Annotated in this window: 21 protein-coding genes; 16 read left to right on the top strand and 5 right to left on the bottom strand. The window is 64.6% G+C overall.

Annotated elements, in window-relative coordinates; genetic code table 11:
• Positions 1–57: 57 nt before the first annotated feature.
• The 4 genes from CWS35_RS12520 (at position 58) to CWS35_RS12535 (ending at position 3086) form a co-directional block, all read left to right on the top strand.
• On the top strand, positions 58–699 hold the full coding sequence (locus CWS35_RS12520; protein WP_100952053.1) for a YoaK family protein: 642 nt from the start codon (positions 58–60) through the stop codon (positions 697–699).
• Positions 700–730: 31 nt separating this feature from the next.
• Positions 731–1588, top strand: a complete 858-nt coding sequence (locus tag CWS35_RS12525; protein ID WP_100956290.1) for a shikimate dehydrogenase — start codon at positions 731–733, stop codon at positions 1586–1588.
• Between the two features lie 117 nt (positions 1589–1705).
• The gene (locus tag CWS35_RS12530) at positions 1706–2284 is read left to right on the top strand and encodes a hypothetical protein (protein ID WP_162487059.1); all 579 of its coding nucleotides are present in this window, start codon (positions 1706–1708) and stop codon (positions 2282–2284) included.
• Positions 2285–2477: 193 nt separating this feature from the next.
• A complete protein-coding gene (locus CWS35_RS12535) occupies positions 2478–3086 on the top strand; it encodes a hypothetical protein (RefSeq protein ID WP_024585125.1) in 609 nt (202 codons plus the stop codon).
• 111 nt (positions 3087–3197) lie between these two features.
• Here the strand turns inward: CWS35_RS12535 and CWS35_RS12540 are convergent, their stop codons facing one another.
• A complete protein-coding gene (locus CWS35_RS12540) occupies positions 3198–4334 on the bottom strand; it encodes an alpha-hydroxy acid oxidase (protein WP_024585124.1) in 1137 nt (378 codons plus the stop codon).
• Between the two features lie 122 nt (positions 4335–4456).
• Between CWS35_RS12540 and CWS35_RS39510 the strand changes: the two genes are divergently transcribed.
• From CWS35_RS39510 to serA, 10 genes are all read left to right on the top strand, one after another.
• On the top strand, positions 4457–4630 hold the full coding sequence (locus tag CWS35_RS39510; protein ID WP_168200263.1) for a hypothetical protein: 174 nt from the start codon (positions 4457–4459) through the stop codon (positions 4628–4630).
• A 216-nt stretch (positions 4631–4846) separates the two neighbouring features.
• Positions 4847–6193, top strand: a complete 1347-nt coding sequence (gene glmM / locus CWS35_RS12550; RefSeq protein ID WP_024585123.1) for a phosphoglucosamine mutase — start codon at positions 4847–4849, stop codon at positions 6191–6193.
• Positions 6194–6454: 261 nt separating this feature from the next.
• A complete protein-coding gene (locus CWS35_RS12555) occupies positions 6455–7711 on the top strand; it encodes an MFS transporter (RefSeq protein ID WP_024585122.1) in 1257 nt (418 codons plus the stop codon).
• A 308-nt stretch (positions 7712–8019) separates the two neighbouring features.
• Positions 8020–8874: an outer membrane protein gene (locus CWS35_RS12560; protein WP_100952054.1), complete on the top strand. Its 855-nt coding sequence runs from the start codon at positions 8020–8022 to the stop codon at positions 8872–8874.
• Between the two features lie 178 nt (positions 8875–9052).
• Positions 9053–9937, top strand: a complete 885-nt coding sequence (locus CWS35_RS12565; RefSeq protein WP_024585120.1) for an outer membrane protein — start codon at positions 9053–9055, stop codon at positions 9935–9937.
• Positions 9938–10008: 71 nt separating this feature from the next.
• Positions 10009–10599: a glutathione S-transferase family protein gene (locus CWS35_RS12570; RefSeq protein WP_100952055.1), complete on the top strand. Its 591-nt coding sequence runs from the start codon at positions 10009–10011 to the stop codon at positions 10597–10599.
• A gap of 18 nt (positions 10600–10617) precedes the next feature.
• On the top strand, positions 10618–11088 hold the full coding sequence (locus CWS35_RS12575) for a GNAT family N-acetyltransferase (RefSeq protein ID WP_100956292.1): 471 nt from the start codon (positions 10618–10620) through the stop codon (positions 11086–11088).
• 167 nt (positions 11089–11255) lie between these two features.
• Positions 11256–11471, top strand: a complete 216-nt coding sequence (locus tag CWS35_RS12580) for a hypothetical protein (RefSeq protein WP_024585117.1) — start codon at positions 11256–11258, stop codon at positions 11469–11471.
• 78 nt (positions 11472–11549) lie between these two features.
• Positions 11550–12722, top strand: coding sequence for a phosphoserine transaminase (locus tag CWS35_RS12585; protein ID WP_024585116.1), 1173 nt, complete (start codon positions 11550–11552; stop codon positions 12720–12722).
• Positions 12723–12939: 217 nt separating this feature from the next.
• On the top strand, positions 12940–14529 hold the full coding sequence (gene serA / locus CWS35_RS12590; RefSeq protein WP_100952056.1) for a phosphoglycerate dehydrogenase: 1590 nt from the start codon (positions 12940–12942) through the stop codon (positions 14527–14529).
• 21 nt (positions 14530–14550) lie between these two features.
• Here the strand turns inward: serA and CWS35_RS12595 are convergent, their stop codons facing one another.
• The 4 genes from CWS35_RS12595 to CWS35_RS12610 are packed head-to-tail and all read right to left on the bottom strand — an operon-like array spanning position 14551 to position 19008.
• Complete coding sequence (locus tag CWS35_RS12595) at positions 14551–15486, bottom strand: amidohydrolase (RefSeq protein ID WP_100952057.1); 936 nt, start codon at positions 15484–15486, stop codon at positions 14551–14553.
• Positions 15471–16760, bottom strand: coding sequence for a CaiB/BaiF CoA-transferase family protein (locus tag CWS35_RS12600; protein WP_100952058.1), 1290 nt, complete (start codon positions 16758–16760; stop codon positions 15471–15473). The genes CWS35_RS12595 and CWS35_RS12600 overlap by 16 nt, the downstream gene beginning before the upstream one ends.
• Positions 16757–17614, bottom strand: coding sequence for a CoA ester lyase (locus CWS35_RS12605; RefSeq protein ID WP_100956294.1), 858 nt, complete (start codon positions 17612–17614; stop codon positions 16757–16759). Before CWS35_RS12605 ends, CWS35_RS12600 begins: the two co-directional genes overlap by 4 nt.
• Positions 17615–17634: 20 nt before the next feature.
• Positions 17635–19008, bottom strand: a complete 1374-nt coding sequence (locus CWS35_RS12610) for a 2-hydroxycarboxylate transporter family protein (RefSeq protein WP_244442349.1) — start codon at positions 19006–19008, stop codon at positions 17635–17637.
• A gap of 120 nt (positions 19009–19128) precedes the next feature.
• Here CWS35_RS12610 and CWS35_RS12615 point away from each other — a divergent pair, with 120 nt between their 5' ends.
• Both CWS35_RS12615 and CWS35_RS12620 read left to right on the top strand, forming a co-directional pair.
• Positions 19129–20028, top strand: a complete 900-nt coding sequence (locus CWS35_RS12615; protein ID WP_100952059.1) for a LysR family transcriptional regulator — start codon at positions 19129–19131, stop codon at positions 20026–20028.
• Between the two features lie 134 nt (positions 20029–20162).
• Positions 20163–21335, top strand: coding sequence for an acetyl-CoA C-acyltransferase (locus tag CWS35_RS12620; RefSeq protein WP_024585109.1), 1173 nt, complete (start codon positions 20163–20165; stop codon positions 21333–21335).
• The last annotated feature ends 1 nt before the right edge of the window (position 21336 follow it).

Raw genomic sequence — 21336 nt, forward strand, 5'->3', positions numbered from 1 at the left:
TTGGCAGGACGCCGAGAGGCGGTTAGCTTGCGTCCCTGATGGGGGCGCAAGGACAGCATGCTTGAATCCCGCCGCAACCTGGCGCTGGCCTGCGCGCTCAGCGCCTTGGCCGGCTATGTCGACGGCATCGGCTATCTGCATCTCGGCGGGCTGTTCGTGTCGTTCATGAGCGGCAATTCGACCCGGCTGGGCGTGACGCTCGCCGAGGGGCATTGGCAGCATGCCCTGGAGGCGCTGGAGTTGATCGTGCTGTTCGTCGCTGGAGCGGCGGCCGGCAGCCTGATCGTGCTCAGCCGCATTGCGCATCGCCAGCCGCTGATCCTGCTGGTCGAGGCGCTGCTGCTGGCTGCGGCGGCCGGCGCCTATGCGTATGGCCTGCCGGCCACGGCGGTCGCGGCCATCGTGCTGGCGATGGGGCTCGAGAACGCCGTCTTCCAGCTCGAGGGCGGAGCCGGGCTCGGCCTCACCTATGTCACGGGGGCGCTGGTCAAGGCCGGCCAGCTGATCGCGGCCGCGCTGACCGGCGGGGCAGGCTGGGCCTGGCTGCCGAACCTGCTGCTGTGGGCGGCGCTGGTCGCCGGCGCGCTGCTCGGAGCTCTTGCCTACCGCTGGATCAATCTGGCCGCGGTCTGGTTCGCCGCGGCCACCGCCTTCGCCCTCAGTGCGCTGGTCGCGGCCACCGCGAAGCGGACGGATTGACAGGGCGCTTGCCTTGGCCGATGTCACGGCCATGACATCCTCGAGCCCGACATCCCAAGGCAAGACCCGTGCGGCGTGCCTGATCGGCTGGCCGGCGGCGCATTCCCGCTCGCCGCTGATCCATCATTACTGGCTGCGCACCCTCGGCATCGAGGGCGGCTATGTGATCGAGGCGGTGCCGCCGCAGGATTTCAAGGATTTCCTGTTCCGCCTGTCGCTGCGCGGTTTCGTCGGCGCCAACGTTACCCTTCCGCACAAGGAGCAGGCGCTGGCGCTGTCGACCCCGGATGAGCGTGCCCGCGCGGTCGGCGCCGCCAACACGCTGTGGTTCGCCGATGGCGAATTGCGCTCGACCAACACCGATGTCGAAGGCTTCATCAACAATCTCGACGCCTGCGCGCCCGGCTGGGACAAGGCGGAGGACGTGCTGGTGCTCGGCGCCGGCGGCGCGGCGCGCGCGGTGGTGTTCGGCCTGATCGAACGTGGGATCGCGCGCGTGCATCTGGTCAACCGCACCATCGACCGTGCCCGCGCGCTCGCAGAGCAGTTTGGCGCGCGCGTCCATCCGGCAACCTGGGACACGGTCGGCGATTTGCTGCCGCGTGCCGGTCTGCTCGTCAATACCACGTCGCTCGGCATGCACGGCCAGCCTCCGTTGGAGATCGATGTCGGGCTGTTGCCACAGGGCGCGGTTGTTTCCGATATTGTCTATGTCCCGCTGGTGACGCCGTTGCTGGCGGCCGCGCAGGCACGCTCCCTGAAGACCGCGGACGGGCTCGGCATGCTGCTGCACCAGGCGGTGCGCGGCTTTGAATTATGGTTCGGGCAGCGCCCTGAAGTCACCGCCGAACTGCGCGCGCTGGTCGAGGCCGATCTCACAAAGACTTGAGGCCGGGAATAGCCTCTCCGGGCCGGGGTCTCGTGCTACGTCACCCCGCGTTCTTCCCGGAGATCGATGATGCCTGCCAGTCGTTCCCATGTCATTCGTCCGTTCATCGCACTCGCGATGGTGACGGCGTCCACGCTCTCTGCGCTCGCGCAGCAGCCGCCGACGCCGACGCGGGTCCGTGGAACCGTCGAGAGCGTCGACGGCGATACGCTGGCGGTGAAGTCGCGCAGCGGCGAAGAGGTCAAGCTGCACATGGCGGGCAACATGGTGGTGCTTGGCCTGACCAAGATCGCGCTGTCCGACATCAAGGTCGGTTCCTTCATCGGCACGACCACGGTGCCCGGACCCGACGGCGTGCCGAAGGCGGTCGAGGTGCATGTGTTCCCCGAGAACATGCGCGGCACCGGCGAAGGGTCGCGGCCCTACGATCTGAAGCCGAACAGCAGCATGACCAACGCGACGGTCTCGCAATCCGTGGTCAGCAATGACGGCCAGACCTTGCTGGTCAAATACAAGGACGGCGAGAAGAAGGTGCAGGTCGGGCCGGATACGCCGGTCGTGACCTATGTTCCCGGTGACAAGACGGATCTGAAGGCCGGCGCCAAGGTCATCGCCTTCATGAAGAAATTGCCCGACGGCTCGTTCGAGACCGATCGCGTCAGCGTCGGCCGCGACGGGCTGACGCCGCCGATGTGACGTCAAGAACTCGCTCCCATCAAGGGGAGAAGGAAAGGAGCGTTGCATCACCTGTCCGTTATCGCAGTAACAGCCTGTCATCCCGCGCGTAGTTGTCCTGCATGTCCTCTCTCCCGCGGAGATGCGACACGCACGGAATACCGCCAATTCCCCGGTGTTCCCTGAATCGCCAGCCCAACCCATGAGGGACACCATGCCGAAATCGCCGCTCCTTGCCGCATTGCTTCTCGTTGCCTTTGCATCAGTCGCATCGGCGCAACAGCCGCCGACCACGCGCATTCGCGGCACCATCGAAGCCGTCGACGGCGCGATGCTGTCGATCAAGTCGCGCGACGGCACCGACATGAAGGTGCGGACGACCGACAACGTCGCGGTGTTCGGCGTCGCCAAGACCGACCTGTCGGAGATCAAGCCCGGTTCCTATATCGGCGTCACCGCGATGCCCGAGCCTGACGGAACGCAGAAGGCAATCGCAGTCCACATCTTCCCGGAGAACCAGCGTGGCGCCGCTGAGGGCTTTCGTCCATGGGATCTGCGCGCCAACTCGACCATGACCAACGCCACCGTCGCCGAGACGGTGAAGGGCACCGACGGCCAGAACATCACCGTGAAGTACAAGGACGGTGAGAAGAAGGTCGTGGTGCCGCCGGGCACGCCGATCGTCACCTTCGTCGCCGGCGACAAGTCGGAGCTGAAGCCGGGCGCCAAGATCATCATCTTCGGCGCGATGAAAAAGGACGACGGCACCCTGGAAGCCAACCGCGTCAATGTCGGGCGCGACGGCATCACCCCGCCGATGTGACGCGAAGCGTCATCCCGGGGCGATGCGTGGCATCGAACCCGGGATCTCGGGCCACACGCTACTCCGTCGTCCCGGCTTTCGCGGGGACGACGAAGAGTGTGTGGCTGGGAGCTAAACCGCCAGCACCTTGTCGTCGATCTCGGCGATCGTATTGACGCCGCACAGGCCCATCGTCGTGGTGAGCTCCTTGCCGAGGATGTCGAGCGCCTTGGCGACGCCTTGCTGCCCGCCGGCACCGAGGCCGTAGGCATAGGCGCGGCCGATCATGCAGGACTTCGCGCCGAGCGCCAGCGCGCGCATGATGTCCATGCCGGTACGGATGCCGCCGTCGAACATGATCTCGAGCTGCGAGCCGACCGCGTCGGCGATCTCGGGCAGCACCTCGATCGAGGAGGGGGCGCCGTCGAGCTGGCGGCCGCCATGGTTGGAGACCACGATCGCCTGCGCGCCGCTCTTGGCGGCAAGCTCGGCGTCCTCGACATCGAGAATGCCCTTCAGGATCAGCTTGCCCGGCCAGATGCTGCGGATCCAGTCGATGTCCTTCCAGTTCAGCGTGGTGTCGAACTGCGATGCCGTCCATTCCGACAGCTTGACGATGTCGTCCATGCCTTTGACGTGACCGGCGATGTTGCCGAAGGTGCGGCGCTTGCCTTGCAGCACGCCGGAGACCCAAGCCGGCTTGGTCGCGAAATCGATCAGCTTCGACAGCGACCATTCCGGCGGCACCGTCATGCCGTTCTTGATGTCCTGGTGGCGCTGGCCGATCACCTGCAAGTCGACGGTCAACACCAGCGCCGAGCATTTCGCCGCGATCGCGCGCTCGATCAGCGACTTGATGAAGCCGCGGTCCTTCATGACGTAGAGCTGGAACCAGAACGGCTTGTCGACGGCGGCTGCGATGTCCTCGATCGAGCAGATCGACATCGTGCTCTGGGTGAAGGGGATGCCGGCCGCCTGCGCCGCGCGGCAGGCATGGATCTCGCCGTCGCCATGCTGCATGCCGAGCAGGCCGACCGGCGCGAGGATCAGCGGCATCGCCGAGGGCTCGCCCAGGATCGTTGTCGCGAGGCTGCGCCTGGACACGTCGACCAGGATGCGCTGGCGGAACTTGATCTGTTGCAGGTCCTCAGAGTTGGCGCGCAGCGTGTCCTCGGTGTAGGAGCCGCGATCCGCATAGTCGAAGAACGCCTTCGGCACCCGGCGCTTGTGCAGCTGGCGCAGGTCTTCGATGCAGGTAATGTGCTTCATGGACGTTCCCGGCCCTTCTTCTTTGCCGCAAGTTCTGGGGCGAGTTCTTGCAGATGTTCGGTCCTGCCGTCATCTAGCATGGTTGGATGGCCTGCCAAATCGAAGACGGATGGGAGAGCACGATGACGCAATCAGGCTCGAAGCCGAAAGCGGATGAGAACGCCGAAAAGCGCCGGCTCGACGAGGCCCTGGAGGAGGGGCTGAAAGAGACGTTTCCCGGTTCCGACCCGGTCAACGTCACCCAGCCGGCCCCCACCAAGGGCGACCAGCACGTCAGGCGCAACGGCAAGGGGTAATGGCCGCGGGCCGTTTCCGGGATTGCGGTAGAGGCGGTAATATTATATTTTTCAGTGCCTTAAGGTCGAACCATGGGGTTCGGCGGCGGTAATGATTCATCATATTTTTTGAAGTCGTTTTAGCGTCTGACAGTCTATAAGGCCGATGCACGCTAGACTGGTGGGCGTTCGGGACTGTCTCGCCGTGTGGTTCGAGAGGTCCGTGTTGGGGGTATCATGAGCCGCAAATATTTCGGGACCGATGGAATTCGGGGCCGCGCCAATGGGCTGATCACGCCGGAGCTCGCGCTCAAGGTGGGGCAGGCCGCAGGCCTTGTGTTTCAGCGTGGCGACCATCGCCATCGGGTCGTCATCGGCAAGGACACGCGGCTGTCCGGCTACATGATCGAATACGCCATGGTCGCGGGCTTCACCTCGGTCGGCATGGACGTGCTGCTGCTCGGCCCGATGCCGACGCCGGCGGTCGCGATGCTGACCAAGTCGATGCGCGCCGACCTCGGCGTCATGATTTCGGCATCGCACAATCTGTTCGAGGACAACGGCATCAAGTTGTTCGGTCCGCAGGGCTTCAAGCTGTCGGACGACGTCGAGAAGCAGATCGAGCAACTGCTCGACGAATCGCTCGACCGCCGCCTGGCGCAGAGCGCGAGCCTCGGCCGTGCCCGCCGCATCGACGGCGTCCATGACCGCTACATCGAATTCGCCAAGCGTACCTTGCCGCGCGACCTCTCGCTCGACGGTCTGCGGGTCGTGATCGATTGCGCCAATGGCGCTGCCTACAAGGTGGTGCCCGAGGCGCTGTGGGAGCTCGGCGCCGATGTGGTGCCGATCGGGGTCGAACCGGACGGCTTCAACATCAACAAGGAATGCGGCTCGACCTCGCCCGAGGCGCTCGCCCGGAAGGTGCGCGAGATGCGCGCCGACATCGGCATTGCGCTCGACGGCGATGCCGACCGCGTCATCCTGGTCGATGAACGCGGCCATATCGTCGACGGCGACCAGCTGCTCGCGGTGATCGCACAGAGCTGGAAGGAAGACGGCCGTCTCGCCAAGCCCGGTATCGTCGCCACCGTGATGTCCAACCTCGGCCTCGAGCGGTTCCTGCAAGGCCATGGCGTGCAGCTGATCCGTACGCCCGTCGGCGACCGCTACGTGCTCGAGCAGATGCTGAGTGGCGGCTATAATCTCGGTGGCGAGCAATCCGGCCACATCATCCTGTCCGACTATGCGACGACCGGCGACGGCTTCGTTGCGGCGTTGCAGGTGCTCGCCGTGGTGCAGAAGCTGCGCCGGCCGGTCTCGGAAGTTTGCCGGCGTTTTGATCCATTGCCCCAAATTCTGAAGAACGTGCGCTATCGCAGCGGCAAGCCGCTCGACTCCGCCGAGGTCAAGTCCGCGATCACCGACGGCGAGAAGCGCCTCAACGGCCATGGCCGCCTCTTGATCCGTCCCTCCGGCACCGAGCCGGTGATCCGCGTCATGGGCGAGGGTGACGATCGCATCCTGGTGGAAGAGGTCGTCGACAACATCGTCAACGCACTCGGCCACGCCGCCGCGGCTTGAGCGCCGAGCTCTCCGGTCGACGTTTCCGTCATCCTGAGGAGCGGCCACTTGGCCGCGTCTCGAAGGATGCACCGCGATCAGCCGGGCCGTTCATCCTTCGAGACGCGGCCAAGTGGCCGCTCCTCAGGATGACGGGGCGACGAGACGGTAGCGGTGAGAACCACGCAACGCATCGCTGCCATCGGCTAGCGCAACTGGTCCCGGCTACCTTCGCGTCGTACGACACGGAGGTATTTGCGAATCCATTCCGGGAATGCTGCATTGAACAAGCCTGTCGTGAGCGAAGAGGCACTGGGCGAGCCGGTGCTGGTGCCGGAACTGACGGCGGCGCAGACCGCGAAGGCGGTCGTCGCGGGGCCGGCCTATGTGGTGCTCGCCGGCATCAGCTTCTCGCATTTCCTCAACGATACGATGCAGTCGCTGATCGCCTCGGTCTATCCGATCCTGAAGGATAATTACGCGCTCGACTTCGCCCAGATCGGCATGATCACGCTGGCGTTCCAGTTCACGGCCTCGCTGTTGCAGCCGCTGGTCGGGCATGTCACCGACAAGAAGGCGCAGCCGTTCTCGCTCGCGATCGGCATGGGCTTCACCTTCTTCGGCCTGTTGCTGCTCAGCGTCGCGCACTCCTACGGGATCATCCTGATCGCCGCGTCGCTGGTCGGGCTCGGCTCCGCAGTGTTCCACCCGGAATCCTCGCGCATCGCGCGGCTCGCTTCCGGCGGCCGTTACGGCTTCGCGCAATCGGTGTTCCAGCTCGGCGGCAGTTTCGGCACCTCGATGGGGCCGGTGCTGGCGGCCTTGATCGTGGTGCCGTTCGGCCAACCCTCGATCGCCTGGTTCTCCTCGATCGCGTTCCTCGCCATCGTGACCCTTTGGCGCATCGGCGTCTGGTACAAGCCGCAGATCGCGGCGAGGAAGGCCGCCGTCATCGAGCGCCATCCCGACCATCCGGATCAGCGGCGCGTGATGATCGCACTCGTCGTGCTGGTGGCGCTGCTGTTCTCCAAGCAGCTCTACGTCTCGAGCCTGTCGAGCTATTACATCTTCTACCTGATGGACAGGTTCGACGTCTCGACGCAGGCGGCGCAGCTCTACCTCTTCATCTTCCTCGCCGCGAACGCCGTGGGCACCTTCTTCGGCGGGCCGCTGGGTGATCGCTTCGGCCGCAAATACGTGATCTGGTTCTCGATCCTCGGTGCGCTGCCGTTCACGCTGGCGCTGCCCTATGCCGGCCTGTTCACGAGTGCCGTGCTGACGGTCGTGATCGGCCTGATCATCTCGTCGGCGACGTCGGCGATCATCGTGTTCGCGCAGGAACTGATGCCGCATCGCTTCGGCATGATCTCCGGCCTGTTTTTCGGCGTCGCGTTCGGGATCGGTGGTCTCGGCGCGGCGGTGCTCGGCAAGCTCGCCGACCACACCAGCATCGCCTACGTCTATCAGCTGTGCGCGTTCCTGCCGGCGATCGGTCTGCTCGCGGTGTTCCTGCCGAAGATGCCGAAGGCCGTTCGCTGAACGCGCGGCCGCGGAGCACCGACGGCGTACCAGCATTAAGCATTCGCTAACCCACGCGGCTTGCGTGCGCTGCAAACGGCGCGCGGATGTCAACGCTTCGTTAGCACCTGTGGCGGGATCGCCATGGTTCGCTGCCGCATGCGCGAATCTATGGACCCATAAGCAACAGCCGCAGCAGAAGGTGAGAGAAAATCAACCTTAAAAATTAGGGTTAAGTGCCGCTTAAACATTTGCTGCCATCGTCCGCCTGTGAGTTTCAGACGTGGGGCTTTTCGTGTCGCCTCACTTGGCCCAAAAGGACGAAGCCAATGCGTAGCGTAAAGACCCTGATTGCCGCGGGAGCGGCATCTCTGTTGTCCTCGGCGGCAGCGTTCGCTGCCGACATGCCCATCATGCCGCCGCCCCCGATGGCGTATGCTCCCCCGCCGGTCCAGGATTTCGGTGGCTGGTATCTGCGCGGCGATATCGGCATGACCAACACCAGCGGCAAGCTGCACGTCAACGCCTATGACACGCTGCCCGCCGGCACCGCGTTCAATCAGTACGGTACGGGCTTCGACAGCGGCATGCTGTTTGGCCTCGGCGTCGGCTATCAGTTCAATAGCTGGTTCCGCGCCGACATCACCGGTGAGTATCGCTCGAAGGTGAGCTTCAACGGCACCGACTTCTTCACGTTCCCCGGGCCGAGCTCGCTCGCTGACACTTATCATGGCGGCGTCCAGAGCTGGGTCGGCCTCGTGAACGTCTATGCCGATCTCGGCACCTGGGGTTGCTTGACCCCGTTCATCGGCGCTGGTGTCGGTGCCGCTGTGATCAAAACCTCGGCCTTCTCCGACAATGCGACGTTCCCGAGCGGATCCGGGCTGACCAGCTCGTACATCGCCGACGGCGCGACCAAGACCAACTTCGCCTGGGCACTGCATGCCGGTGTCGCCTACAAGGTCACCAACAACTTCACGGTTGAACTGGCCTATCGCTATCTCGACATGGGCACTGCCGGCCAGGGGCAGGGTCACTTCTTCGATGGCACGCCGGCCGGTCCCTCGAGCTTCCAGTATCGCGACATGACCTCGCAGGACGTCAAGCTTGGCGTGCGCTTCAACCTGCCCTGCTGCGACGTGCTGCCGCCTCCGCCGCCGCCGGTGCTGATCCGCAAGGGTTAATTTCGAGCCTTCACGGTTAACGATTGCAACGGCGCGGGACCATCCCGCGCCGTTTTGCTTTGCGTCCTGGGTTCGAACTTCCTGCAACTTGCATGCTTGAAAGCGGGCGACGACAACGATTGGTTAAGGTTAACAGGCGATGATCAACGCGCATTCGGTGAGTGGATGGAGCGTTGCGATGCGTAGGTTCTTGCTGGCGGCGATGATGTTCGGGGCGGCAACCGGCGCGCACGCGGCCGACATGCCCGATTTTCTTCGCGGCAGTCTTCCCGCTTCAAGCGCGCCCACCAGGAACTGGGACGGCTGGTATGCCGGTGGCCAGGTCGGTTACTCCTCGGCGACCACGGATTTCAGCCAGACGGTCGTCGGCCAGACGAACTACATCTTCCGCAACAGCGTGCTTCAGGAGCCGACGTCGCAATGGGCGCTGTTGAGCAAGGCCAGTACACAAGGCACCGGCTTCGGTGGCTTCGTCGGCCGTAACTACCAGTGGGACGATGTCGTGCTCGGCGTCGAAGCCAATTACAATTATATCGGCAATCTGGCGATGACGACCTCTGGCTCGATCGGGCCGCTGTCCATCATCAACCCGGCCGGTGACAATCCGCCTCCCGGCGTGACCGACATCTACCGGGTCCAGCTCGATGGCGCCGCCACCGCGCAGATCAGGGACGCGATCACGTTCAGGGGACGTGCTGGCTGGGCGACCGGAGACTTCCTGCCTTATATCTTCGGCGGCCTTGCCGTCGGCCGCATCGACGTCGCGCGCACCGTCACGAGCCAGGCATCGTTGCAGCAGGCTACGACCTCAACCAACCCCGTCACCGGCGCTACCACCACCACATACGGCCCGATCAATCCCCTGCCGCAAGTGTCGCAGACCCAGACCCAGGGCAGGTCCAATAACTACGCGGTCGGTTGGACCGCCGGCATCGGCATGGAATACATGCTCTGGGGCAATGTGTTCGTGCGCGGCGAATGGGAATACATCAGGTTCATGTCGGTCGAGAATACGGCGGTCACCGTGAACAGTGCGCGCGCCGGCATCGGCTACAAGTTCTGAGCAACGCCGCGTCGCTTGACTCCGTAATGTGCGGCTGATCGGATATCGTTCCGCAAGCGGAGCGACCTCACATGAAAATCTACGGCGACGCCAATTCAGGCAATTGCCTGAAGGTGAAGTGGGTGTGCGACAGGCTGGCGCTGCCATACACATGGGTCGAGATCGACACCATGAAGGGCGGCAGCCGGACGCCGGAATTCCTCACCCGCAACGGCTGGGGGCAGGTGCCGACGGCGGAGCTGGATGACGGCCGCACGCTCGCGCAATCCAACGCCATCATCCGCTACCTCGCGCGCGGCAGCGATCTGATCCCGAGCGAGGCTTATCGCGCGGCGCAGATGGATGCCTGGATGTTCTGGGAGCAGAACAGCCACGAGCCCTATGTCGCCGTCTGCCGCTTTCAGGCCGTGTATCTCGGCAAGGCCGTCTCGGAGATCGATCCGAATCTGTTGCAGCGCGGCCATATCGCGCTCGCTCATCTCGAGTGGCATCTGGCGGGCGCGCGATTCCTGGTCGGCGATGCGTTCTCGCTCGCCGACGTCTCGCTGCTCGCCTATACGCGGGTCGCGGAGGATGGTGGTCTCGAACTCAAGAATTATCCTATGGTCCGGCGCTGGATCGCCGATGCCGAGCAGGTGCTCGGACTGCCGCCGGCCCGCTGACCTCTGGTGCACACCGACATGACCCAAGCTTCATCGATCACGATTCGTCGCGCGCGCCGCGAGGATGTTGCCACCATCGTCAGCATGCTGGCGGATGATGCGCTCGGCCGTGCCCGCGAGCGGATCGAGGATCCGTTGCCGCAAGGCTATTATGAGGCATTCGAGCGGGTCGAACGCGATCCCAATCTGCAACTCGTCGTCGCCGTCGACGGGGAAGGAACTGTCGTCGGCTGCCTGCAACTCGCGGTGCTGGCTGGCATCAGCTCCCAGGGCGGCTGCCGCGGCCTGCTCGAGGATGTCCGCGTCGCAACGCATTGTCGCGGCCGCGGCATTGGCGAGCGGCTGGTGCAATGGGCGGTCGCGGAAGCGCGCGAGAGAGGTTGCATGATGGTCGAGCTGCTGACGCATCACACCCGCGTCGATGCGCAACGCTTCTATGAACGGCTTGGTTTTACACGCAGCCATGTCGGCATGACGATTCGCTTCTGAGGCGTGCGCAAGAGGTTGTGCCGCCTATCCGGCAATGCCTGCGGTAGTCGCTGCTCTGCTGTCCGGTTAAGAACCAGTAAACTACGCCGGTCTCCACGATTTTACCGGCCGGAACGAGTCCGATATGTCCAGCGTCTCCCACGGGGCGCGGGCAACTGGGGATTTGGATGTCGGATTATTCGATCGTGCGGGTCGGCAACGAGTACATCGTGCAGGCCGGCGATAAGAGCATTTTGAAAGTTTCGAGCAGGCGCAAGGCGGTCAAGCTGGTGACGCTTGCGACGGATCTGCTGGATCAGGGAACGACCGTGCAGACGCTTGAGCAATCCCCTTCAATCAGCCGTGATCGCGACGTGGTTCCGGACAAGTCCGAACTTCCTTGACGTTCGCCGACCTTTCCACTATCTGCGACGGCGGGATACCTCTCCCCACCGAGAGGCAGCTATCTGGAAGGGTAGATCATGACTGCAGCGAAGCCCGCTTCGCGGCCCAATGTGCCGCATTTCTCCTCCGGCCCGTGTGCCAAGCGCCCCGGCTGGAACCCCACCAATCTCAAGGATGCCGCCCTCGGCCGTTCGCACCGCGCGAAGGTCGGCAAGGCCAAGCTCAAACTCGCGATCGAACTGACGCGCGAAGTGCTTGAGGTGCCTGCCGATTACAAGATCGGTATCGTGCCGGCGTCGGACACCGGCGCGGTCGAGATGGCGCTGTGGTCGCTGCTCGGCGCGCGGCCCGTCACCACGCTCGCCTGGGAATCCTTCGGCGAGGGCTGGGTCAGCGATATCGTCAAGGAATTGAAGCTGAAGGACGTCACCAAGCTGAACGCGGCTTACGGTGAAATCCCCGATCTCTCCAAGGTCGATCCGGCGTCGGACGTCGTCTTCACCTGGAACGGCACCACGTCTGGCGTGCGCGTGCCGAACGCGGACTGGATCAGCGCGACCCGCGAAGGCCTGACGATCTGCGACGCCACCTCGGCCGCGTTCGCGCAGCCGCTTGATTTCGCCAAGCTCGATGTCGTCACCTTCTCCTGGCAGAAGGCGCTCGGCGGTGAGGCTGCGCACGGCATGCTGATCCTGTCGCCGCGCGCGGTGGAGCGGCTCGAGACCTACAAGCCGGCCTGGCCGCTGCCGAAGATCTTCCGCCTCACCAAGGGCGGCAAGCTCAACCAGGGCATCTTCGAAGGCGAAACCATCAACACGCCGTCGATGCTGTGCGTCGAGGATTATCTCGACGCGCTGGCCTGGGCGAAGTCGATCGGCGGGCTCAAGGCCCTGATCGCGCGCGCCGACGCCAACACCAAGGCGCTCGCCGACTGGAAGGCACGGACGCCCTGGATCGACTTCCTGGCCAAGGATCCTGCGATCCGCTCCAACACCTCGGTGTGCCTGAAGTTCACCGATCCCGCGATCACTTCGCTTCCCGCCGACGCCCAGGCCGACTTCTGCAAGAAGCTGGTCGCGCTGGTCGAGAAGGAGAACGCCGGCTTCGACTTCGCCTATTATCGCGATGCGCCGGCCGGCCTGCGGATCTGGTGCGGCGCCACCGTCGAAGCCAAGGACGTCGAACTGCTGACGCAGTGGATCGACTGGGCCTTTGCCGAGACCAAGGCAGCGTTGCCCAAGGCGGCTTGAAGAGGCGGCTTGAGCCTTCTCTTGTCACCTCTCCCCGTTGGGGAGAGGTCGGATTGCGCAGCAATCCGGGTGAGGGGCCTTCTCGGCTTGTTCCTCGCCTGCGGCTGCCCTTCACCCCAACCCACTCCCCGTAACAACGGGGCGAGGAAGAAGTGATCAGAGACTTCACCACATTGGTCCGCGCGACCCGCCCGCTGCCAGGCAGAGGAACAATCACATGACAAAACCCAAGGTTCTCATTTCCGACGCGCTGTCTCCCGCTGCCGTGCAGATCTTCAAGGACCGCGGCGTCGAGGTCGATTTCCAGCCCAACCTCGGCAAGGACAAGGACAAGCTCGCCGAGATCATCGGCAATTATGATGGCCTTGCGATCCGCTCGGCGACCAAGGCAACCGCCAAGATCCTCGAGAAGGCAACCCGGCTCAAGGTGATCGGCCGCGCCGGCATCGGCGTCGACAATGTCGAGATTCCCGCCGCGACGGCGAAGGGCATCATCGTGATGAACACGCCGTTCGGCAATTCGATCACGACCGCCGAGCATGCGATCACCTTGATGCTGGCGCTGGCGCGCGAGATCCCGCAGGCCGACGCCTCGACCCAGGCCGGCAAGTGGGAGAAGAACCGCTTCATGGGCGTCGAGATCACCGCCAAGACGCTCGGCGTGATCGGCTGCGGCAATATCGGCTCGATCGTCGCCGACCGCGCGCTCGGCCTGCGCATGAAGGTGATCGCGTTCGATCCGTTCCTGTCGCCGGAGCGCGCCAAGGACATCGGCGTCGAGAAGGTCGAGCTCGACGACCTCTTGAAGCGCGCCGATTTCATCACGCTGCACACCCCGCTGACCGAGAAGACCCGCAACGTGATCGACGCCGCCGCGCTCGCCAAGACCAAGAAGGGCGTCCGCATCATCAATTGCGCCCGCGGCGGCCTGGTCGACGAGCAGGCGCTGGTCGACGCGCTGAATTCCAAGCATGTCGCCGGCGCCGCCTTCGACGTGTTCTCCGAGGAGCCGGCGACGTCGAACGTGCTGTTCGGCCATCCCAACGTGATCTGCACCCCGCATCTCGGCGCCTCCACCACCGAGGCGCAGGAGAACGTCGCGCTGCAGGTCGCCGAGCAGATGTCGGATTATCTGCTGTCGGGCGCGATCTCGAACGCGGTCAACTTCCCCTCGATCACGGCGGAAGAGGCGCCGAAGCTGAAGCCGTTCATCGAACTCGCCGAGAAGCTCGGCTCGTTCGCCGGCCAGCTCACCGAGAGCGGCATCCTCAAGACCGCCATCACCTATGAGGGCCACGTCGCCGAGATGAAGATCAAGGCGATCACCTCGGCGGTGCTGTCCGGCCTGCTGCGTCCGATGCTGGGCGAGGTCAACGTGGTCTCGGCGCCGATCGTCGCCAAGGAGCGCGGCATGGTGGTCGACGAGGTCGTCCGCGCTGCGCAGAGCGACTATGAGAGCCTGATCACGGTCACGGTCGCCACCGAGCGCCAGGAGCGTTCGGTGTCCGGTACGGTCTACGCCGACGGCAAGCCGCGCCTCGTCGACATCAAGGGCATCCGCGTCGACGCCGAGTTCGGCAAATCGATGATCTACGTCACCAACGAAGACAAGCCGGGCTTCATCGGCGCGTTCGCGAGCCTGCTGGGTGATGCGAAAATCAATATTGCGACCTTCCATCTCGGTCGCGTCAAGCAGGGCGGCGATGCCATCGCGCTGGTCGAGGTCGACGGCGCGGTGCCGGCGGACCTGCTCGGCAAGGTGCAGTCTTTGCCGCAGGTGAAGCAGGCCAAGGCGCTGACGTTCTGATCCTGCGGGGATCTCCGGCCGTCAGCGATCGAACCCATAGAGCCGCGCCGGATTGTCGACCAGGATCGCGTCGCGGGTCTTTTCGCTGCCGGCCCACACCGCGAGCAGATCGAACAGCTCCGCGTCGTCGGGTTTGCGTGGTTCGGTGACGTGGGGCCAGTCGCTGCCCCAGACCAGGCGCTCGGGCGCCTCCTTGACGAAAGCCTGCGCGATCCGCGTCGCGTCGGCATAGGGCGGGCCCTGCTCGGTGTTGAGATAGGCGCCGGCGAGCTTGACCCAGGCGCGGTTCTTTCCCGCGAGATCGACGATGACGCGGAACGCCGGATGCTCCGGCCCCTGCTTGGGCGGTAACCGTCCCATGTGGTCGAACACGATCGGGCAGGGCAGGCGGTTCAGCAGCGCCGACGTCTCGACGATCTGATCGCCGGACATGTGAAGCTGGACGTGCCAGCCGAAGCCGGCGATGCGCTTGGCCAGCGGCTCGATCATGTCGATCGTGGTCACCGTGTCGCTCGGATTCCAGACACTGAAGCGTAGCCCCCGGATGCCGCCGGCATCGAGCCGCTTCAATTCCGTATCGGGTACGTCCGGATGACAGACACCGACGCCACGCCCGTTCTTGCCGAGCCGGCCGAGCGCATCCAGGATGCAGGCGTGGTCGGTGCGGTGAAACTTCGGTTGCACCGGAACGGCGCGCGTCGTTCCGATGCGGCGCTTGTGGAGCAGATAGTCGTCGAAGGTCGAACCCACGGGTTTGGTGGTTTCCGGTGTCGGAAAGCGGGGATCGATGATGTGGAAATGCGTGTCGCAGGCGTTCGCCGGGGCCCGCGTTTTCGGTGTCTCGATGCCGGACGAATTGGGGACCGTCCCGGCGACCGCTGAATGGGATCGGGCGAGCCCCGCTGCCGTTACGGCAGCCGCTCCGACGAATGTCCTTCGTGTCATCCGGTACGGCATTGAGGATTCTCCGTCACTTGCGGCTCTTGAGCAGAGGCGATCCTGTTCGGCGTCTCGCAGACCACCCCGGCCTCGACCAGCGCCGCGTAGCCGGCGCCATCGATACCGATTTCATCGAGCAATGCGCGATTGTGCTGGCCGAGCGCCGGCGCCGGAGTCCGGATCGAGCCCGGCGTCTGCGACAGCCGTGGCACCACGTGATGCATCGGGATTTGGCCCATCTCGGGATCGGGATAGTCGGCGATCAGGTCGCGAGCGATGACGTGGGGGTCGGTCATGATCTGCGGCGTGTCGTAGATCGGGCCGATCGTGACCTCGGCCTGCTCGAAGAAGGCGATGTTCTCGGCCTGCGTGCGCGCGCCGATGAATTCGCCGATGATGGCATCGAGCTCATCGGCGTGCCGCAGGCGGTCGGCGTTGGTGCGGAAGCGCGGGTCGTCAATCAGGTCGGGGCGGCCGATGGCGCGGAACAGCCGCTCCGCCATCTTCTGGATCGAGCCGGACAGGCTGACATAGTGTCCGTCGCCGCAGCGATAGGCATTGCGCGGTGCCGAATTGCTGGAGCGGCTGCCGGTGCGCTGTCTGACCTTGCCGGTGAGCCGGTAGTTCGCGGCCTGCGGGCTGAGGATTGCAAACAGCGGATCGAGCAGCGGCAGGTCGATCACCTGGCCGCGGCCGCCGTTGATCTCGACCTCGCGTAGCGCGATCATCGCGGCGGAGGCGCCGTAGATTCCGGCGACGCCGTCGGCGAGATACATCGGCGGCAACACCGGCTCGCGGTCGGCAAAGCCGTTGATGGCAGCGAAGCCGGATATGCCCTCGATCACGGTGCCGAAGCCCGGGCGCTGCGCGTATGGTCCGTCCTGTCCCCATCCGGAAATCCGGATGATGATCAGCGACGGATTGAGCGCCAGCAGCGCCTCCGGGGACAATCCCATCTTCTCCAATATGCCCGGCCGAAAGCTCTCGATGAAGATCTGTGCCGATGGCACCAGCTTCCGGATGATGTCGATCGCGCGAGGATCGCGCATCGACAGGCACAGGCTCTTCTTGTTGCGCGAATAGACCTTCCAGTGCGTCTCGATGCCCTCGGTCTTCCAGGCGCGCAGCGTGTCGCCTTCGGGCGGTTCGACCTTGATCACCTCCGCGCCGAAATCGCCGAGGATCTGCGTCAGCACGTTGCCGGCAAACAGGCGCGACAGGTCGAGGATACGGACGCCGTCCAGCGTTCCGCGCCGGCCGGGTTCGTAGTCGCGGGCGTGCAGTTGGTTCATGTCGTGACCTCGGTTGCGAATTTGTCGGCGAGCGCCACGACCGCACGGGCGCGTTCGACGAACGGTTTGTCGATCATGTGGCCATCGACGAGATAGGCGCCGACGCCGCGGGTATCGGCAATGGCGGCCGCGGACACCACTTTGCGTGCCCAGGCGATCTCGGCCGCATCGGGCATGAACGTTTCGTTGGCGATCGCGATCTGGCTCGGATGGATGCAGCTCTTGCCGGCGAAGCCGTGCGCCTTCGCCATCAGGCATTCGGCGCGGTAAGCGTCGGCGTCCTTGACGGCGGCAAAGGCGCCGTCGTAGGCGGCGACGCCGGCCTCGGCGGCCGCAAACCTCACTGCGAGGCGGACGTGAGCGAGCGCGTCGCGATCGGATCGTGCGATGCCGCAGGGTTCGAGCAGGTCGGCATAGCCGATCTGCAGCCCCACCACCCGCGGATGCGACCTGGCGAGTTCTGCCGCCTTGCGCAGACCTCTGGGGGTCTCGATGTTGAGCAGTACGCCGACCCGTCGCGACGAGGTCTGTAGCGTTTCAATCCTGGCGATCGCCTGGATCACGGCGCTTGCGTCCTCGGCCATCGGCAGGTTGACGATGTCGACCCGGGTTCCGGCCAACGCGTCGATGTCGGCGCCGAACTCGTCGGTACCGAACGCGTTCACCCGGACCACGATGGTCTTGTCGGACGCCGGCAGCTCGCGCAGGAACCTGGCGAGCAGCGCACGCGCTTGCGACTTCTGGCTTTGGGCGACGGCGTCCTCGAGATCGAATGACAGCGCATCGGCGGCGGAGCTCATCGCCTTGTCGAACAATTCGGGCCGCGAGGCCGGAACGAACAGTTTGCTTCGCATCAGCACGTCGCTCTCTCCGCCTAGATGACTTTGAAATGGGCCATCGCGACGATCGCGAGCGTCACGGTGATGGCGCCGCCGATCCGGGTCGCCACCTGCGCGAACGGCATCAGCTCCATCCGTTCGGCCGCAGTCAGGATCATGACGTCGCCGGTACCGCCAAGGCCGCTGTGGCAGGCGTTCACGATCGCGGTCTCGATCGGATACATCTTCAGCAGGCGGCCGACGTAGAACCCCGTCGCCGTCAGCGTCGCGACGGTCGCGATGATGGTGACCAGGTTGGCCGGATGGAACGCTTCCACCAGTTCGTGCCACGGCGTCAGCGCCACCGCGGTGGAAAACAGCAGCGGATAGGTCACCGCGATGACGAAGAAACGGAACACGACGCGCGCGCCTTCCTCCAGCGAAGCCGGTACCGCGCGGAGTAGCTTGACCAGCACGACCAGGAACAGCATGGCGACCGGAGCCGGCAGGCCGATCATGCTGTGGATCAGCGTACCAAACACGTAGATGGCGATGCCGGTGATACCGCCGGCTGCAACGGTCGCGACGTCGATGCGGGTGACACTCGAATGCGCGCGGTCGGAGACGGTATCCGCCGCATCGCCGGCGCCAGGCTGGAGCTGGCCGTTGCCGGTGAGATCCGGTCGCCGTTTTCCGAGCGAGTTCAGCGCGCCGCAGCAGATGATGGCGACCAGATTGCCGAAGAACACCAGCGGCAGGATCTGGCCGAGCATGGCGCCCTGGTTGAGACCCAGTGCCTCCGCATAGCCGACCGAGAGCGGGATCGCGCCTTCGCCGACGCCGCCAGCCATGACCGGCACGACCACGTAGAGGATCGAACGCCAGAACCCGATCCCGCACAACCAGCCGACCGTGCCGCCGACGCCGAGTGCGAGGACCGAGCCGCTGATCAGCGGAATGAAGATCTTGACGAATCCCTGGATCAGGACGCGGCGGTCCATGCTCAGAATCGAGCCGACCACAACGGCGGTGATGAAAAGATAGATGAAGTTGGTGGACTTGGTGAATGTCGTGACCTGCTGCACCAGCGGTGCCGGCAGGAGTTGATGCGCGACCAGGAACGAAGGCAGGAAGATCGTCACCAGTGACGACCCGCCGATCGCATTCAGGATCGGGATGCGTCTGCCGATCTCGGCGCAAGTGAAGCCGCCGACGACGAGAACGGCGATCATCACCGTGACCTCGCCGGAAACCTTACCCTTGAACGAAAAGGCCGCGATCAGGCCGAGCAGCACCAGATAGATCGGCAGCGGGATGATGCCGATCCGTACCTGCATCGCGCGCTGAAGGACGTTGGCGCCGGATTTCTCGGTCGGCGGCGCGTGCTCCGTCACCCCGTGCACGGGACCTGCCACCGCATTCGTCGTCATCGTTTCCTCCCGGTTCATCGCTCGGCGCGGTGGGTTGCCTGTCCGGCCGTTACAACGATCTTGCGGGACGCCGCTCGCTGCGTAAAATGCAATAATAGCAATTTTTCATGAGAAATTTGCATGAAAATCCCGATCGATGGCGTGCAGGCCTTTGTCCATGTGGCTGATCTCGGCAGCTTCAACCGGGCAGCGGAGCATCTCTTCATCACCCAGACCGCGCTGACGCGTCGCATCCAGCGGCTGGAGGCCTTTGTCGGCCTCAGGCTGATCGACCGCACCACGCGGTCAACGGCGCTGAGCCCGACGGGAAGGGATTTCCTGCCATTGGCGCGCCGCATCGTCGACGACCTCGTTCACGGTCTCGACCGGCTGCGCACGACGTCGCGGCTTGGGGTCGGTGACGTCACGCTGGCGACGCTGCAATCGATCGCATTCCGGCAATTGCCGCGAGCGCTTCGCAGCTATGCCAAGACGTATCCGCACAATCGCGTCCACCTCCTGGAGCGATCCGGCGCGCTCGTCACCAGCGCGGTGCGCGAGGGGCAGGCCGATTTCGGTATCCACATCCAGCAGGAGACCAATCCGGAGCTTGCCGAGGAGATGCTGATGCGGGATCCCTTCGTCCTGGTTTGCAGCCGATCGCATCCGGCGTCGAAGCTGAAGCGGGTGGGGTGGTCGAACCTGGCGGGCATCGACCTCATCACGCTCGGCGGCGCCAGCGGCAACCGCCGCATCGTCGAGGCGCAATTGGTCAAGGCCGGTCTGGAAACCCGAGGCCGCTTCGTGGTCGAGAGCACGCCGAGCGCGATCGCGCTGGCGCGGGAGAATGTCGGCGCGGCGATCCTCCCCGCCGCGATGAAGGCGACCGCCGTCGCGAGCGGCCTGGTCGAGGTGCCGCTGGTCGATCCTGTCCTGTACCGCGCGATCGCGCTGGTGCGTCGGCGCAACGAGACGCTGTCACCCGCCGCCAGCGCACTCTACGGGATCATCAAGGCGCGGCTTTCGAGCGCTACGCGATGAGGGGCCGGGCCGGGCGTGCCGATTAGTTCCGCTGGCCGGAAAATGAGGCGAAAACAATTTCTGTTGCCTTGGCGGGATATCTGTATGAATAGCATCCGAAGCGTCATAATGGGCGATCTCGAAGGGAGAAAACAATGCGTGAAGCCGTAATCGTTTCCTACGCGCGCACCGGCCTGGCAAAGTCCGGCCGTGGCGGATTCAACATCACCCCGCCGATGTCGCTGGCCGGACATGCCATCAAGCACGCGGTCGAGCGCGCCGGCGTCGACAAGGACTATGTCGAGGACTGTTATCTCGGCAATTGCGCGCATGGCGCGCCGAACATCGGCCGTCAGGCGGCGCTGCTCGCCGGCCTGCCGAAGTCGACCGCAGGCGTTTCGGTGAATCGCTTCTGTTCGTCGGGCTTGCAGACCATCGCAATGGCCGCCAATTCCATTCGTTCGGATGGCTCTGACTGCATCGTCGCCGGTGGCGTCGAGAGCATCTCGATTCCGGGCGGCGGCTCGCCGAAGGAATCGATCGATCCGGACCTGCTCAAGACCGCGCCCGCCATCTTCATGGCGATGATCGATACCGCCGACATCGTCGCCGAGCGCTACAAGGTCAGCCGCGAATACCAGGACGAGTATTCGCTGGAATCGCAGCGCCGCATGGCCGCCGCGCAGCAGGCCAACAAGTTCAAGGACGAAATCGTCCCGATGAAGACCAAGATGAAGGTGGTGGACAAGGCGACCAAGGCCGAGTCGATCGTCGACTACGTCGTCGACCGCGACGAGTGCAATCGCCCCGAGACCACACTGGAAGGTTTGGCAAAACTTGAGCCGGTCAAGGGCCCGGGCAAGTACATCACCGCCGGCAATGCCAGCCAGCTCTCGGACGGCGCCGCCGCCGTGGTGCTGATGGAAGCCAAGGACGCCGAGAAGCGCGGCCTCAATCCGCTCGGTCGCTTCGTGGCCTGGGCCTCGGCCGGCTGCGAGCCCGACGAGATGGGCATCGGCCCGGTGTTCGCGGTGCCGAAGCTGTTGAAGCGTCACGGCCTGAAGATCGACGACATCGATCTCTGGGAGCTCAACGAGGCGTTCGCCAGCCAGTGCCTTTACTCGCGCGACCAGCTCGGCATCGATCCCGAGAAGTACAACGTCAATGGCGGCTCGATCGCGATCGGCCATCCGTTCGGCATGACCGGCGCCCGTCTCACCGGCCATCTGTTGCAGGAAGGCCGCCGCCGCAAGGCCAAGTGGGGCGTCGTGACCATGTGCATCGGCGGTGGCCAGGGCGGCGCCGGCCTGTTCGAGATCTATAGCTAAC

This window comes from Bradyrhizobium sp. SK17 (assembly GCF_002831585.1).
In the GTDB taxonomy this organism is placed as follows: Bacteria; Pseudomonadota; Alphaproteobacteria; order Rhizobiales; family Xanthobacteraceae; genus Bradyrhizobium.